Origin of the sequence: Jannaschia aquimarina (genome assembly GCF_000877395.1) — a bacterium.
Taxonomy (GTDB): Bacteria; Pseudomonadota; Alphaproteobacteria; order Rhodobacterales; family Rhodobacteraceae; genus Jannaschia; species Jannaschia aquimarina.
In genome coordinates this window covers 1-14697 of the sequence record NZ_JYFE01000068.1, presented here as the reverse complement: position 1 = coordinate 14697, position 14697 = coordinate 1, and the positions used below count along the sequence as shown (strand labels likewise).

Here is a 14697-nt window from a genome sequence, read left to right as displayed (position 1 = left end):
TGTCGACCTGTCCCGCGAGGTGGAAAGGGGACGTCAACCGGGCGTCCGGGCGATCACCCGGATCTCGTGGACGAGGCCGGGCGACATGCGCCACTCCGAGACGGAATTCTCCAGTCCGTCCGGGCAGATCGGCATCATCCCCGCCACGTCGCCCCTGCCGGATCGTCCGTCCCGACGACTTGATACAGCGCCGCCTCGCCCGTCATCGACGGCCAGGCCGCGTGGTCCAGATCGGCCGGGACGCTCATCGTGTCGCCGGGTGCCAGGACATCGGCGCCTCCATCCCATTCCACGCGCCAATGGCCCGTGACCGGCATCAGGACCGAGGGACGGTCGTGGCGGTGCCGGTCTTCGGTCGCGGACCCGCGCGTGACCAGATAGACTTCGAAGCCGGGCCGGTCGCGCAGGATCCCGTCAGCGCCGATCACCTCGACCGGCGCGCGATCCGCCAGGGCCACCATGTCCCAGTAGCGCGCCACATAGCCCGGAACGACTTCCGCGGTGGTCGGCTCGGGATAGGCCTTCAACTGCTCGTCGGTCAGCAGCGGCATCGGCGCGACGCCGTCGGGCAGCGCCTGCCCCTTCTTAGTGTCGTAGAGCTTGCCGTTCTCGCCCAGCACCAGCCCGTGATCCTTGGCGTCCTCGATCACCTGCGGGGCCCAGATGACGCCGCCCCCGGCATCGTCGCCACCGAGGATCGCCATGATCATCCCGTAATCCTCCCCGATGTTCTCGAAGCCGCGGAAGATGCCGGTGGGAATGTTGAAGATGTCACCCTTCTCCAGCACGACCTCGCCCGCATCCCCCCAACGTCCCCAGAAGAAGCGCCAGCGTCCCGACAGCACGAAGAACACCTCTGCCGTCCGATGCGAATGAAGCGAGTTGCGGCAGCGCGGCGGCTGTCCCGCCGCGCCGATATTGAACCCGTGGGGCGTGGCTATGTGGACATGCTGGTCCGGGCTTTCGGAGACGCCGCCGCCGATGATGGTGAAATTCTCCTTCTGGTCGCTGCCCGGCGTGTGGGCGTCGATGAAGGCGGTCTTGCAGGGGATCAACTCGCCGTAGCGGACGATCTGCGGGGCGGTCATCGGGAACACTCCTGTGGGTGAGGCCGGTCTGGCACGGAAAACGGCCGGACCGCCTGCATGGCGATCCGGCCGCGAAAGGAAACGGAATCCGGGTGCGTCCGACCCGCCGTCAGGCGACCGCGCGCCCCTGCTCGGCAAAGCCCGGGGCGAGCAACTGCTCGGCGGGCAGATCCGCCGCCTCCCAGGCGTTCAGGTCCAGCCGCTTCAGCGCACCGGTCATCAGCAGATGGCCGACAGTATAGACACGGTGCACGGCACCGGGCTGTTCGGGTTCGGGCGAGTAGAGCCAGTTGCGATGGCCCGCCAGCGGCTCGTTTCGATGGGCGAGCACGTAATCCACCGCCTCCTGGACGTTCGCCAGGGGTCGGTCCACCTCGTCCTGCGGGCCCGACGCCACGTGATCGGCAAGCAGGGCCAGTCCCTCCAGGATCACGGACTCGCCGACCGTCCAGCGAGAGAAGGCCCGCATCCGCTTGGCATGATGCAACTCGTGGACGGCAACCCGGAACAGCTCGCTCTCCAGCTCTTCCGACGACAGCTGCGAGCGCTCGATGCCCAGATCGATGTGATGCGGGTTGGACGTGAAGCTGGAGATCAGGAACTGGTCCGGACCATGATCGGCCGGGTGGACGATGACGTCGACATCCGAAAGATCCGAGACGCTTTGAACGTACTCGACGGCCTCCGCCACCGTGCGGCGGATCAGAGGCGCCTTCCGACGGAACAATCCACCGGGGTCCAGGAATTGCACGCGAATGGTCATTCTTCGCTTCGATTTTCGGGGCCGACTTCGCATGAAGGAAGTCGGGCATTGCAAGTGGTCGGCCAACGTGGCCGGGACGACCGCGAACCGGTCTCTTCAGGGAAATGAGATTGGTAGTCCCGGCCCGCGGTTCAACATGTCTTCTGACATAAATTCGTAATTTGACGCGACTCCGCCGCAATCGCCGCCTCGGTGGCCCGTTCGAAGACGGATACGGGCCGTCCCCTTCGCGGTCTGCTTCCGGCACAGAGCGCTCATGATCCCTCGTTAAAGGCCTATCAGGCCCTAAGTCCCTTTCCCGATATTCCCTCGCACCGAGGATGCATCGCTCTACACGTCTACGCTCATGCGGCACGATGTCGCATAAATCTATGACATAATCAGATGTCGGATGACATACGCTCATGCGGCGTGAAGGTGGATCTGCTTCCAGATCGCGACCTCGTCGTACAGCGTCCATTCCCGCCGCAGACCACGGGGACCAAACTCCGCCTGGGTGATGCCCATCACGTAGACCATCGCGCCGGTCGGACGTCCGAACCCGCCCCAGCCGGAGTGACGACCCCACAGCGACCAGCGAACAGCGGCACGAGGGGCCATCAGCGGATCCTCCCGACCGATGACATGGTGAATCCGGAACTCCGCTTTTGGAAAGGCCGCCCGAAGGCGGGTCCAGAAGCGATCCGCATCGCCGTGGCCGTGACCTGTCGCACCGCCCGGATAGGCCAGCTCCGCCCCCCGGTCCCAGATTTCAGGTATGACACGCAGATCCGCGGCCATGATCCTCTCCAGCGCCTCGGCCAGACGCGCGCCCCATGGGTCGGTGTTGCCGCGGCCCGTATAGGGGCCCGGTACGTCCCGCTCCGGTGTCAGCGGCTTGACGCAGTGCTCCGCGCCCCCTTCCCGCTCGATCAGGTCGGCGGCGAAGTCCTGCGGGGTCTGGCCCATCTGGCGCACGATGGCGCCCTGATCCCTCACCAGCCACTCGTCGTCGATGCAGGTCCCCGTGATGTGGCAATCGGCCAGGATGCGGTAGCGGAAGGTCCGCCCGCTGGCCGGCCCGTAGACGCCGTCGCCGGTATGGGTCGCCGTCGAGATCAGCCTGTGCGACGACAGATGCCCGCCGCCCCGCGCCAGTGGCACGTCGCACCAGATCACGTCCTCCGCCAGAAGCTGGCGGTCGGGAAACTCGGCCAGAGTGGCGAGCGTCGCGCCGATCACCTCGTCGTTGCCCACCACCACCGAGGCCGGAGAGCGGACCACGATCGCAGGCGCATAGTAGCGCGTCAGGGTGTGGACGCCGCGATCCTCCCAGATCTCCTTGGTGACGCCGATGACGTATGCGGGGATATCGGCCCACCGGGCCTCGTCCGGCTCGGATGGGGTGTCCTTCACGTCCGGTCCTCCGGCAGGCGGGCCGAGCCGCGGACCACAAGCGGACCGTCGATCCGGGTCGTCGTCGCCTGCCGCGCGGGGGCGGCGATCAGGCGCATCAATTCGGCCACGCTGGCCTCCACCATCCGGCGGGTGGGCTGCCGCACCGTCGTCAGGTCGTAGGACGGCCAACCGGCCATCGGCACGTCGTCATAGCCGACGATGCTGACATCCTCCGGAACGCGCAGGCCAAGATCGTGGCGAAGGCAATCCATCACCGCCAGGGCCATATGGTCGTTGGCCACGAAGATCGCGTCCGGCGGCACCGCCTGCCCCATCAGGAACCGTGCCGCCTCGGAGGCCCTGTGCCGGTCATAGGCGCCGTCGGCGACGTACATGAGCGGCCGCCCGGCGCCCTTGAGGTGATCGCGGAAGCCTTGCAACCTGTCCCGCCCGGTGCTCGAGGCCTCCCAGCCCGCGATGTGAGCGAGGCGCCGATGTCCGCCGCGCAGCAGGAATTCCGCGACCATGCGCCCGCCCGCGACGTTGTCCGAGGTGACCGCGCTGATGCCGCCCTGATCCGTCCCCCGGTTGAACAGGACCACCGGCATCCCCGCCTCCCGGCAGCGCTTGGCCAGATCGCCGGACAGGTTGATCGACGCGGCGATGATCCCGTCGACGCGGTAATCCATCAACTCCTGGAAGATCCGGTCCACATCCATCTCGGTGCGCCCGGTGGTGAAGATCAGCAGATGATAGCCTTCCTCCTGCAGCGCAGCCGACAGCTTCTCGATCGCGTCGGGGTAGAAGGGATTGTCCAGATAGGCGACCACCAGCCCGATGATCCGGGTGCGCCCGGTGATCAGGCTGCGCGCCAGCACGTTGGGCCGGTAGCCCAGCCGCTCCGCCGCCTCGCGGACGCGCGCATCCATGCGGCCGCTGACGCTTGCGCCCTCGGTGAAGACCCGGCTGACGGCGGACTGGCTCACGCCCGCCTCTCGGGCCACGTCGGCGGCGGTCACCCGCCTGCGGTTTCTCGTCGGCTCGCTCATCCCGCGGTCCACCCGCCATCGACCAGCAGCGAGGTCCCGGTGACCATCGCGCTCGCCTCCGATGCCAGAAAGACGACGGCCCCCATGATGTCCTCCACCTCGCCCACGCGGGGCAACTTGATCTTCTCGTCGATCCAAGCGCGGCGCTCGGGATCGGCGAAGGTCGCCGCCGTGAGCGGCGTGCGGATGAAGGTGGGACAGATCGTGTTGACGCGGATGTCGCGCGGCCCCCACTCGATCGCCATCGCCTTGGTCATGCCCTCGACGCCATGCTTGGTGGCGCAATAGACGGCGCGGTCCACGCCGCCCACATGGCCCATCTGGCTGGAGATCTGGATGATCGACCCGCCCCGGTCCATCCCCCGCGCCACGCGCTGCGCCAGAAAGTAGGCCGCGCGCAGGTTCAGCGCGGCGACGGCATCGAAATCGTCCGGCTCCGTCTCCAGCGCGGGCCCGTGGCGCGCGACGCCAGCGGCGTTGCACAGGATGTCGAAGGGCGCTTCGCCGTCGAGAAAGGCATCCACGGCAGCCAGATCGGTCACGTCCAGCGCCACGCCCGTCGCCGCATGGCCCGCCTCGCGCATCGCGGCGGCCGCCGCCTCCACCGCATCGGCCGAGCGGGCGGCGATCACAACCTCCGCGCCCGCTTCGGCCAAGGCGACGGCACAGCCGAGCCCGAGGCCACGCGATCCGCCGGGCACGAAGGCACGCCGGCCCTCCAGCCGGAACGAGGGCGTGCGGGGAAGGTCCATGCGAGTCTCCGGTCCGGTCTTTGCATACGTATGCAAACACCCGCGCTCCGCGCCGATCAAGCCCCGATGAACCCTCGCGCGTGCTGCGCGTTGGGACCCCAGCAGACGAGTCGGAGCAGGCCATGGGCAATGCACAGGATCCCGTCGACGCGCTCGACGATGCAGCCGACGGGCAGGACCGGGTCGCGCTGGGTGACATCAACGAAGAACTCGGGCGCCGCTCGTTGGGCGCCGTCCTCGCCCTCCCCGCGGCTCTGGAACTCACCCCGATCGGCGGGGTGCCCGGCATCCCGACGACCCTCGCCCTGATCGTCGCGATCTTCGCCGTTCAGATCGCTCTGGGCCGGGACCGCATGTGGCTGCCGGGGTTCCTGTCCCGGCGCGAGATGTCCGCCGACAAGCTGCAAGAAGCCGCCGACCACCTGCGCAAACCCGCCGCCTGGGCCGACCGCCATTTTGGAGCACACCTGACTTGGCTTGTCGATCCGCCCGCGCCGCGCTTCGCCGCGCTCGCGATTCTCGCGCTCTGCGCGACCGTGCCGCCCCTCGAGGTGATCCCCTTCGCCTCCTCGATCCCGATGGGCACCATCGTCCTCTTCGGGGTGGCGATGATCCTGCGCGACGGGCGGGTCATGGCGCTGGCCTGGACGGCGACGTTTGCCGCGGCGATCTCGGTCTGGTTCATCCTGACCTGAGCTGCCGCATCCGCGCCAGCACGTCGACGCCCAGCTGCGCCCAGACGTCCAGCAGATCGACGGTGACCCAGTTCTCGCGGATCAATCCGCCTTCCACGCGCCAGAAATCGAGGCTGCGCATGGTAATCCGCTGTCCTGCACCCGCTATGCCAAGCCAGCCTCCGCCCGTCAGGGTCATTTCCATCCCGGGCCAGGCGGTGAAGGCGGCATAGTCGCCCTCGCCGAAAAAATGCCCTCTCTCGACCAGCCCCTTGCGGTCGGGCATCGCGTCCAGAAACGGGATCTGGTGCTGGGCGCGAAATCCGGCGATGCCCCGCGCGGTGCCGATGCCGCCCGGCCCGTACCACGAACAGCGCGGGTGCCAGAACGCCTCCAGCCGCATCGCCGCAACGCCCTCGTCAGACCGATTGAGATGCGCCAGCATGTCGCCGACCAGCGTCACCGCAGCGGTGCCGTCCCCGCCGGGCCGAACGCCGTCCCGCGTGGCCGGGCCCGGCACGAGACCGGTTCGGCCCAGCGCCGGTCCCATCGGCCAGATTCCGGCCTGCAGCATCAGGTCCGGCAAGTCCCAGATCGCCTGAACCTCGACCGCGCGCTCCTCCTCGATCCGGTAGAATTCGTGATAGCGCAGGAACGCCATCCGCCCCGTCGGCGGCACTCCCAGGAACGGGGCTGCGAAAGTTCCGGCATAATGGCCCGCCTCGCCGTGCCAGACCTGTCCATGCCCGTCCGTGCCGCGGACCGAGATGTCGACCCGCCGCTCCACATCCGGCATCGCCTGCCAGAGCGGCCCAAGCGCCGCCTCCACGAAGCCCGCACCGCCATCCACCGTCCCGATGGGATGGAACAGCCTGACCGGGGCCTGTGGCACCACGAGGGCCTGGACGGCCTCCGCCATCGCCGCCGCCCCGTGGTCGCTCAGATCCAGCAGCATCCGGTCCCTCCGGCCCCCCTTCTTCGCTTTCGAAATATCCCGGAGAGCGCGAGAGGTTGGCCTCTCGCCGGATCGGACCGGGTTCGATGCCCGGTCCGATCCGTCTCACTCCGCCGCGTCGCGGTAGGGCGCGGCCTCGCCATAGGGAACGTTGATCCCGCCATAGCGGCGGACGCGGACATTGCATTGCTCCGCATGGCCAACGAAGCCTTCCATCATCGACAGGCGCGAGCCGTAGGCGCCGATCAGTGTCGCCGCCTCGTCGGTGAGGATCTTCTGGTAGGAATGGGTCTTGAGGAACTTGCCCACCCACAGACCACCCGTGTAGCGGCCGGCCTTCTTCGTGGGCAGCGTGTGGTTTGTGCCGATCACCTTGTCGCCGTTCGAGACATTGGTGCGCGGCCCCAGAAACAGCGCGCCATAGCTGTGCATGTTCTCCAGGTACCAATCGTCCCGGTCCGTCATGACCTGGACATGCTCGCCCGCGATGTCGTTGGCGTAATTCAGCATCTCGTCGTGATCGTCGCAGACGATGACCTCGCCATATTCGGCCCAGCTCGTCCGCGCGTGGGGGGTGGGCAGTATCTCCAGCAGGCGGTCGATCTCGCGCAGGGTCTCCTCGGCCAGCTTGCGCGAGGTGGTCAGCATCACCGCCGGGCTGTCGGGCCCATGCTCGGCCTGGCCCAGAAGGTCGGTGGCGCACATCTCGGCATCCACCGTCTCGTCCGCGATGACCATGGTCTCGGTCGGCCCCGCGAAGAGGTCGATCCCCACCCGCCCGAAGAGCTGACGCTTGGCCTCGGCCACGAAGGCGTTGCCAGGCCCCACAAGCATGTCGACAGGGCGGATACTGTCGGTTCCGATCGCCATGGCGCCGACGGCCTGGATCCCGCCCAGCAGGTAGATCTCGTGCGCGCCCGCCATGTGCATCGCGGTGATGACCGCCGGATGGGGCTTGCCGCCCACGGGGGGCGTGCAGGCAACGATCCGCGGCACCCCCGCCACGTTCGCGGTCAGCACGGACATATGCGCGCTGGCGATCAGGGGGAACTTGCCGCCGGGCACGTAGCAGCCTGCGGATTGCACCGGGATGTTGCGGTGGCCCAGCACCACGCCGGGCAGCGTCTCGACCTCGATATCCTTCATCGACGCCCGCTGTGCTTCGGCGAAGCCGCGGATCTGGTCTTGGGCGAACTCGATATCGGCCTTCTCGCGGGCCGACAGCTCTCCCATCAGGCTGTTGATCTGGTCCTGGCTCAGGCGGAAGTCATCCGCCTCGTACTTGTCGAACCTGGCCGACAGCTCCCGCACGGCGGCGTCGCCGCGGGCCTCGATATCTGCGAGGGTCGCTTCGACCAGCTTGCGGACTTTCGCGTCGTCCTGCGCCCGGTCGTCCTCGGACCGGGCGGTCTTGAGATGCTCTGCCATGACGTCCTCCCCAGGTGGCGGCGGGCCCAGCGCCCACATCCATCAAGGACAATTTGCATACGTATGCAAGCCACCACCTTCCCCGCCGTCACCGGGGGCGCGCCGCTCAGGTCTTCGAGCGCAGCTTGTGGATCACCAATGCGCAAAACCCCATCGCCAGAACGACGACGTCCAGCGGAGTTCCGCCCACGGCGCCCGGCTGGCCATTGGGCACGAAGGGCGTGTCGGGGGCCTGCTGGACGATCACCTCCTCCAAGGTCTCCCGCCCCGGATAGGGCGCGTCCTCCTTGAGCAGGCGCTCGATCATCTCCTTCATGCCGTCCAGGATCTCGTCGGGGCCGTTCAACGCCTCGTGGATCGCGGCGACCGCGACCATCAGGCGGGCGTAATAGGCCTCCACCTCGTCGCGCTGGTGCAGCCGGGTCCGCAGGCGGTCCATGTCCTGCCGCGCGCCCCGCGACAGCCCCGCAAATGACCGGGCGCGGGCCACGGCGTTGTCCGCGGCGCGCTGGAACTGGCCCAGCCGGGCCTGCCAGCCCTCGATCCTGGCGGCCGCCTCCATCGGCTTGGGGCTCCCCGGGGCGATCGGCTCCAGCGCGAGGTCGCGGGCATATTGCTCGGCTTCCGTGACCAGCGCGGCCAGGATCCGCCGCCGCATCCGGTCGGATTTCGGAACGGAGAAACGAAGGTGCTGCATGAAATCCTCTCGGGTCTTGAATGCGTCCTAAAGGCCCCCGGCCCAATCGACGATCGCGTCGATCGCCATCGGGGTCCCGGCGGGGGACAGGATATCGCCGGCGATGACATGGGCCAGAGGGTCGTCGCCCTCGGGCGTCGCCACTTCGGCGACGGTGACGGGGCCGCCCCAGCCATTGGCCACGCGCGCCGTGACCGAGGCGTCGACCACCTGATCGGCGGGATCGTAGTAGAACAGCGCGGGCACCGTCGCCCGGGACCAGTCCAGCCCGTCCGCATGGTCGATCAGCGCCTGCACGGGCAGGGTCGCCACCGTGGGGTAGGAAGTCGTCCAGTGCCGCGCATGGCGGTCGTTGAACGGCTCCCACGACCGGGTCTCGCCCGCCACCAGGGGTACCCAGGCCCGCGCCGCCGGCCAGGACAGAAGCCGCGCCGCCGGGTTCGCGACCCGGAAGTTGGGCGAGATCAGCACCAGCCCCTCCATCCCGTCCCGGATACCGGCCAGCGCGGGATCGGCCGCCGCGACGGCGGCCAGCGTACCCCCCTGCGAGGTGGCGATAACCAGCACACGCTCGCCCAGCGCGCGGCCCACGGCCATCGCCTCGGCCATGTCCTCCAGCCAGTCGCCCGCGCTCGCCCGGGCCAGGGCGGCGCCGTCGCGTCCGTGCCCCGTCAGCCGGGTGAAATGCAGGTTCGCGCCGAGCCGTTCGGCCACGCGGTCGGCCAGGGGCCGCGTCTCCCAGATCCCGGCGCTGAAGCCGTGGACATAGACCACAGCCCATTCCGTGCGCCGCCCCACCGCCCCGGCCCAGAGCACGCGCTTGGCCTCGTCCTCGCGCAGGTCGGGCACCTGCGACTCGCGATCCGCCAGCCAGCCGTCCAGATCGGAGGGCATCGTCGAGGGATCGAAGTCGATCCGGGTGTCGACCTCTTCGTAGGGGCCGGCCAGGACCAGGGCGAAGCCGGCGATGACAAGGCCGGCCAGAACCCAGGCGATCCCCCGCACGACTGTCAGCATGATCCGTCCTCCCGCGCGCCACTCAGGCGCCGCACGGCGGGCGCGTCAAGTCATCCGCGACAGCACGTCCGCCGCGGACCGCTCGATCAGGTCGATCTGTGCGGGCTCCGAAAAGCGATGATCCGCCCCCTTGACCAGCGTCAGAAGCAGGTCCGGCCCCTCGGCATGACCCAGCAGCTGGATGGCCCAGTCCTGCGGCACGTCCGCATCCGCCGTGCCTTGCAGCATCCGCACCGGGAAGGGCAGCGGCAGGGGCGTGCGCAGCACCAACTGGTCGCGCCCTTCCTCGATCAGGTGGCGCGTGATGACATAGGGCTCGCCATAATCGGACGGCACGGCGATGTGCCCCCGCTCGAACAGCTCGACCCGCTGGGCGTCGCTGAAGGCCGCCCAGTAGCCATCCTCGGTGAAATCCGGCGCCGCGGCGATGGTGACGAGGCCGCCGACACGATCAGGATGGTCCCGTGCGATCAGCAGCGCGATCCACCCGCCCATGGAGGATCCGACCAGCAGGTTGCGCTCCGGCATGGTGTTGGCGATCACCGCCAGCGCATCGTCCCGCCACCGCCCGATCGAGCCCTCTTCGAACGTGCCGCCCGACTGGCCGTGGCCGGAATAGTCCAGCCGCAGGAAGGCGCGGCCCTGCCGGCGGGCCCAGTCTTCCAGCGCGACGGCCTTGGTGCCGGTCATGTCCGACTTGAATCCGCCGAGGAACACGATGCCCGGCGCCTCTCCGGGGCTATGCTCGTAGGCCAGGCGCGTGCCGTCCCGATCGAGGAATTGGGGCATGACGATCTCCCTTCGCGCAACGACCTAGCTGGGTGGGCGGTGCGGGGCAAACGTGGTCTTGCCCCGGGCGTGACGGCGGCGCGGCCGCGATGTGGCGGCCCCGTCGCGACCGGCCGGCCCCGCGCGAACAGTGCCGGGGATCTGCGCCCATTCCCGCGCGTCGGGGCACCAGACGTCGCGCGGCTGGAAACGCTGCGTCCAGCCGCAGAGGGGCCGCTTTTCTGACACCGCATTCGGCGAAAAGTCGATGCAAATCCGCATGAACCTGGGAGCCTTCCATGGTCGCTCGCCTTCTCGACTTCAATTTCGCCGCCGGCACCCGGATGGACGATGAATACGCCGATCTGGGCGTAACGATCCGGGCCAACCAGCGGCACTCCCGCATCGACCAGGCGATGATCTTCGACAGTTCCGACGCCGGACGCTGGGACAGCGATCTCGACTATTCGGATGCCGACCTCGGCGGCCTGCTGATGATCTCGCAGGACGGCCGCAGCGACCGGCCGAACGACTCGTTCCGCGGCGGCACGCTCAAGTTCGACTTCGACGAGCCCGTCGACATGACGTCCGTCACCCTGCTCGACGCGGAGCGGGGCGCCAAGATCAAGGCCTACGACGAGAACGGCAAGAAGATCGGCGTGATCCGCGTCGAGAATGGCCATGACAACGACATGCGCGAGATTGACCTGTCGATCTTCGAGGGCGTGGCCAGCCTCAAGATCATCCTGCGCGGCAGCGGCGCCATCGACAATCTCGCCTTCGACGCCCCCGGCGACGACGACACGGGTGGCGGCGGTCCCGGCGGAGACGATACCGGCGGTTCCTTCTGCAGCGGCGGCGATGCCAGCCTCTCCTTCCTGGAGCCCGGCGGCCGCTACAACGCCCAGACCGGCGAGACGCTGGTCCAGGGCAGCGACGGCGCCGACACCATCGCGGGCAATGCCGAGGACAACACGCTCTACGGCAATGGCGGCAACGATTTCCTGCTGGGCAATACCGGGATCGACCGGCTTTGTGGCGGTGCGGGGGACGACACCCTCCATGGCGGACGGGATGACGACACCGTCGTGGGCGGCGCGGGCGATGACCGCATCAACGGCGACAAGGGCAGCGACGTGCTTGTCGGCGGGGACGGCGCGGACGCCTTCGCGTTCTCGTTCAAGGGCATCGTTGCCGGCGACCTCGACACGGTGAAGGATTTCGACGCGGCCAAGGGCGACTGGGTCATGCTGCGCGGCTTCGAGGCCGGAACGGTCGAGGCCCGCGCGGTCGAGGCAGGGGTCGAACTGACGCTGAACGGCGACGCCTTCGCAATCGTCGAGAATGCCGGCCTCGCCGATGTCGAGAACGCCCTGACCTTCGTTTGACGCGCCCGGCGCGCGCGCCAAGCGACCGCAATGCTCTGACGGGCCGCCCCTGACCCGGGCGGCCCCTTCGCGTTTGATCGATTCGCGAAATCGGGCCGGCCCCGCGCCAGCGAGGCCGTGTGCGGCACCGGAAACGGCGTCGTCACCCCCATCCGCGTCGCCCGATCGGGGGCGGTTCGCGCCTGCCGCCTGGACCGGTTCCGAAGGCGCGACAATACACCAAGAAGTTGCCGTACCGCTTGCCAGAATCAGCCTCCGGCGCGTATCGGTTAACTTATTGCTAACCATTGGGATGGGGGTAACGAGTCCATGGTTGCTCAGACACTCGACTTCAACTTCGCGCGCGGCACGATTCTCGACGATGAGTACGAGGATCTCGGCGTCTCGATCGCAGCATATCAGCGCTTCTCGTGGTGGGACTGGTGCAGGGGCATCAACCCCTGGGCGAACCGCGCCATGGTGTTCGACACCGACAACCCGACCGGTGGCGATTTCGACCTCGATTATTCCGGCTCTGGCCTCGGCGGCGCGCTGATCATCTCCGAGGATCTCGACAGCAGCGACCCGGACGACTCGGCCCGCGGCGGCAAGGTCGTCTTCAAGTTCGACGAGCCCGTCGATCTGACCTCGATCGTCCTTCTAGACGCCGAGCGCGGCGCCAAGTTCAAGGCCTACGATGCCGACGGCAACAAGATCGGCGTGGTCCGCGTCGGTTGCGGCAGCGACAACGACATGCGCACGATCGACCTCTCGTCGCTCGAGGGCGTCTCCAAGCTGAAAGTCATCGTCAAGGGCAGCGGCGCGCTGGACAACCTCGTCTTCGACGACGGCCAGCCCGGGGGACCAGGTGGCGACGACACCGGCCCCTGCGCCGGTGCCGATCCCAGCATGTCGCCGATCACGCCCGGCGTCAGCTACAACGCCCCCGACGACCAGCCGGTGACCCAGGGCACCGACTTCGCCGACACGATCGCCGGCAATGGCGGTGACGATACGATCTACGGCAATGGCGGCGACGACTTCCTGCTGGGCAATACCGGCGACGACCTGATCTGCGGCGGCGAAGGCAACGACACCATCCACGGCAGCCGCGACACCGACCGCATCTACGGCGATGCCGGCGACGACTTCATGGCCGGCAACAAGGGCACCGACACGATCAGCGGCGGCCTGGGCGCGGATACGTTCAACTTCAAGGCCAACACGGTCGAGGACGGCGATCTGAACACGATCACCGATTTCAGCCTGGCCGAAGGCGACACGATCCTTCTGGAACGATTCGCCGAGGGCTCGATCAGCACCCAGGTCGCCGGATCCGACGTCGAAATCCTGGCCGATGGAGACGTTTTTGTCCTCGTCCAGGACACCACCCTCGCGGATGTGAACGCGGCGCTGGTCCTGGCCTGATCGGAACGGGGGCGGCTCCGGCCGCCCCTCCTGCGCGCCAGACAGCCCGGCCAACGCGGACCTTCCGCAGCGCGGCGCGCTTCAACTAGGCCCAAGAATATTAATTGAAATCACCGTGATCGGGATCGGCGAAAGACCGCAAGTGCCTCGTTTTGAAGCAGGACAGCAACTTGTGCAGTCGCAGCATCCGGTCCAGAGGTGTTAACGGGATGGCGAGGCAGAGGGACTAGACATGGTTAGACGCGTACTCGATTTCGATTTCAGACCCGGGCGGATCATCAACCGCGAATACGAGGATATCGGCGTCAGGATCGCCGCAAAGAAGACCGGATCGACCGAAAAGCACTCAGGCATGACGTTCGACACCGAGAACCCGATCAAGGATCGGGAATTCGATTTCTCGGGCCAGGGCTTCGGCAGCGTCATGATGATCTCCGCGGATCGCGACCGCGATGAGCCGAATATCGCGGCCGCCGGCGGCAAGATGAAGTTCCGCTTCGACGAGCCGGTCGACCTCACCTCCATCACTCTGCTCGGCGCGACCGAGCAGGTGAAGTTCAAGGCCTATGACGCCGAGGGCAACAAGATCGGTGTCGTGCGCATGGATGGCGGCGAGGTCGGTCAGGCCCGCAACGTCGACCTGTCCGCCTTCGACGGGGTCGAACGCCTGATCATCGTCGTCAAGGGCGAGGCCGCGGTCGACAATCTGGTCTTCGAGGACTCACCCGTCGTCGGCGGCGACGAGCTTTCCTGCGCGGATGGCGATGCCAGCCAATCCACCCTGACGCCGGGTCAGACCTATTCGGACCTGCTGGGCGACTCGGAGATCCAGGGCACCAACGGTCAGGACACCGTGATCGGCAATGGCGGGGACGACACCATCTTCGGAAATGGCGGGGACGACGAGATCCTTGGCAATGCCGGCAACGATTTCATCTGCGGGGGCCACAGCGCGGACAAGCTGAACGGCGGTGTCGATAACGATACCCTCCTGGGCGATCTGGGCGACGATACGCTGTCCGGCGACAAGGGGTCCGACATCGTGACCGGTGGGGCCGGGGCGGATACCTTCGTCTTCAATCCCGGCGTTCTCGAGGAGGGGGATCTCGACATCATCACCGATTTCAGCACCGCCGAGGGCGACGTGTTCCGCATGGACCGCTTCAACGAGGCGGATATCTCCGTGCAGGCGGCTGGACTGGACACGGAGATGCTGTTCAAGGGCGAGGTCTTCGCGGTGGTCCAGAACACAAACGCGGCCGAGGTCGAGAACGCGCTGATCTTCACCTGACCGCCGCCTCCCGACCGTTCCGGCCCGCCGCGCGCAAACCGCG

14 protein-coding genes are annotated in these 14697 nt (G+C 67.7%); 4 read left to right on the top strand and 10 right to left on the bottom strand.

From position 1 onward, the window contains the following. Positions 1-134: 134 nt before the first annotated feature. The 5 genes from jaqu_RS17745 to jaqu_RS17725 all read right to left on the bottom strand — a co-directional run bounded on the left by jaqu_RS17745 (position 135) and on the right by jaqu_RS17725 (position 5029). Positions 135-1088 carry a cupin domain-containing protein gene (locus tag jaqu_RS17745; RefSeq protein ID WP_043920351.1) on the bottom strand — a complete coding sequence of 318 codons (954 nt, stop codon included), beginning with the start codon at positions 1086-1088 and terminating at the stop codon, positions 135-137. Between the two features lie 109 nt (positions 1089-1197). After that, a complete protein-coding gene (locus jaqu_RS17740) occupies positions 1198-1851 on the bottom strand; it encodes a DUF2268 domain-containing putative Zn-dependent protease (protein ID WP_043920350.1) in 654 nt (217 codons plus the stop codon). Between the two features lie 402 nt (positions 1852-2253). Then, positions 2254-3246 (bottom strand): nuclear transport factor 2 family protein, encoded by a 993-nt coding sequence (locus jaqu_RS17735; protein ID WP_043920349.1) that lies wholly within the window; start codon positions 3244-3246, stop codon positions 2254-2256. Beyond that, on the bottom strand, positions 3243-4277 hold the full coding sequence (locus tag jaqu_RS17730) for a LacI family DNA-binding transcriptional regulator (RefSeq protein ID WP_043920348.1): 1035 nt from the start codon (positions 4275-4277) through the stop codon (positions 3243-3245). Before jaqu_RS17730 ends, jaqu_RS17735 begins: the two co-directional genes overlap by 4 nt. Further along, positions 4274-5029 carry an SDR family NAD(P)-dependent oxidoreductase gene (locus jaqu_RS17725; protein ID WP_043920347.1) on the bottom strand — a complete coding sequence of 252 codons (756 nt, stop codon included), beginning with the start codon at positions 5027-5029 and terminating at the stop codon, positions 4274-4276. Before jaqu_RS17725 ends, jaqu_RS17730 begins: the two co-directional genes overlap by 4 nt. Before the next feature lie 122 nt (positions 5030-5151). Between jaqu_RS17725 and jaqu_RS17720 the strand changes: the two genes are divergently transcribed. Next, entirely contained in the window at positions 5152-5724 is a 573-nt protein-coding gene (locus jaqu_RS17720) for an exopolysaccharide biosynthesis protein (RefSeq protein ID WP_043920346.1), read from the top strand. On the opposite strand, the gene jaqu_RS17715 is transcribed toward jaqu_RS17720, so the two are convergent. The 5 genes from jaqu_RS17715 to jaqu_RS17695 form a co-directional block, all read right to left on the bottom strand. After that, the gene (locus tag jaqu_RS17715; protein ID WP_170938656.1) at positions 5711-6658 is read right to left on the bottom strand and encodes an ester cyclase; all 948 of its coding nucleotides are present in this window, start codon (positions 6656-6658) and stop codon (positions 5711-5713) included. The genes jaqu_RS17720 and jaqu_RS17715 overlap by 14 nt on opposite strands. A gap of 105 nt (positions 6659-6763) precedes the next feature. Further along, the gene (gene hisD / locus jaqu_RS17710; protein WP_043920345.1) at positions 6764-8086 is read right to left on the bottom strand and encodes a histidinol dehydrogenase; all 1323 of its coding nucleotides are present in this window, start codon (positions 8084-8086) and stop codon (positions 6764-6766) included. Between the two features lie 106 nt (positions 8087-8192). Further along, a complete protein-coding gene (locus jaqu_RS17705) occupies positions 8193-8783 on the bottom strand; it encodes a hypothetical protein (protein ID WP_043920344.1) in 591 nt (196 codons plus the stop codon). 27 nt (positions 8784-8810) lie between these two features. Then, positions 8811-9800 carry an alpha/beta hydrolase gene (locus tag jaqu_RS17700; RefSeq protein WP_043920343.1) on the bottom strand — a complete coding sequence of 330 codons (990 nt, stop codon included), beginning with the start codon at positions 9798-9800 and terminating at the stop codon, positions 8811-8813. Positions 9801-9845: 45 nt separating this feature from the next. Continuing rightward, on the bottom strand, positions 9846-10589 hold the full coding sequence (locus jaqu_RS17695) for an alpha/beta fold hydrolase (protein WP_043920342.1): 744 nt from the start codon (positions 10587-10589) through the stop codon (positions 9846-9848). A 278-nt stretch (positions 10590-10867) separates the two neighbouring features. Between jaqu_RS17695 and jaqu_RS20860 the strand changes: the two genes are divergently transcribed. From jaqu_RS20860 to jaqu_RS20850, 3 genes are all read left to right on the top strand, one after another. Continuing rightward, positions 10868-11956, top strand: coding sequence for a calcium-binding protein (locus jaqu_RS20860; RefSeq protein ID WP_052501063.1), 1089 nt, complete (start codon positions 10868-10870; stop codon positions 11954-11956). 309 nt (positions 11957-12265) lie between these two features. Beyond that, entirely contained in the window at positions 12266-13363 is a 1098-nt protein-coding gene (locus jaqu_RS20855; RefSeq protein WP_052501062.1) for a calcium-binding protein, read from the top strand. A 232-nt stretch (positions 13364-13595) separates the two neighbouring features. Then, a complete protein-coding gene (locus jaqu_RS20850) occupies positions 13596-14654 on the top strand; it encodes a calcium-binding protein (protein ID WP_052501061.1) in 1059 nt (352 codons plus the stop codon). The last annotated feature ends 43 nt before the right edge of the window (positions 14655-14697 follow it).

What these genes read in the sequence shown, in the direction of transcription:
- jaqu_RS17745 (WP_043920351.1), bottom strand. Translation starts at nt 1,088, where the DNA reads ATGACCGCCCCGCAGATCGTCCGCTACGGCGAGTTGATCCCCTGCAAG.
- jaqu_RS17740 (WP_043920350.1), bottom strand. Translation starts at nt 1,851, where the DNA reads ATGACCATTCGCGTGCAATTCCTGGACCCCGGTGGATTGTTCCGTCGG.
- jaqu_RS17730 (WP_043920348.1), bottom strand. Translation starts at nt 4,277, where the DNA reads ATGAGCGAGCCGACGAGAAACCGCAGGCGGGTGACCGCCGCCGACGTG.
- jaqu_RS17725 (WP_043920347.1), bottom strand. Translation starts at nt 5,029, where the DNA reads ATGGACCTTCCCCGCACGCCCTCGTTCCGGCTGGAGGGCCGGCGTGCC.
- jaqu_RS17720 (WP_043920346.1), top strand. Translation starts at nt 5,152, where the DNA reads ATGGGCAATGCACAGGATCCCGTCGACGCGCTCGACGATGCAGCCGAC.
- jaqu_RS17715 (WP_170938656.1), bottom strand. Translation starts at nt 6,658, where the DNA reads ATGCTGCTGGATCTGAGCGACCACGGGGCGGCGGCGATGGCGGAGGCC.
- hisD (WP_043920345.1), bottom strand. Translation starts at nt 8,086, where the DNA reads ATGGCAGAGCATCTCAAGACCGCCCGGTCCGAGGACGACCGGGCGCAG.
- jaqu_RS17705 (WP_043920344.1), bottom strand. Translation starts at nt 8,783, where the DNA reads ATGCAGCACCTTCGTTTCTCCGTTCCGAAATCCGACCGGATGCGGCGG.
- jaqu_RS17700 (WP_043920343.1), bottom strand. Translation starts at nt 9,800, where the DNA reads ATGCTGACAGTCGTGCGGGGGATCGCCTGGGTTCTGGCCGGCCTTGTC.
- jaqu_RS17695 (WP_043920342.1), bottom strand. Translation starts at nt 10,589, where the DNA reads ATGCCCCAATTCCTCGATCGGGACGGCACGCGCCTGGCCTACGAGCAT.
- jaqu_RS20860 (WP_052501063.1), top strand. Translation starts at nt 10,868, where the DNA reads ATGGTCGCTCGCCTTCTCGACTTCAATTTCGCCGCCGGCACCCGGATG.
- jaqu_RS20855 (WP_052501062.1), top strand. Translation starts at nt 12,266, where the DNA reads ATGGTTGCTCAGACACTCGACTTCAACTTCGCGCGCGGCACGATTCTC.
- jaqu_RS20850 (WP_052501061.1), top strand. Translation starts at nt 13,596, where the DNA reads ATGGTTAGACGCGTACTCGATTTCGATTTCAGACCCGGGCGGATCATC.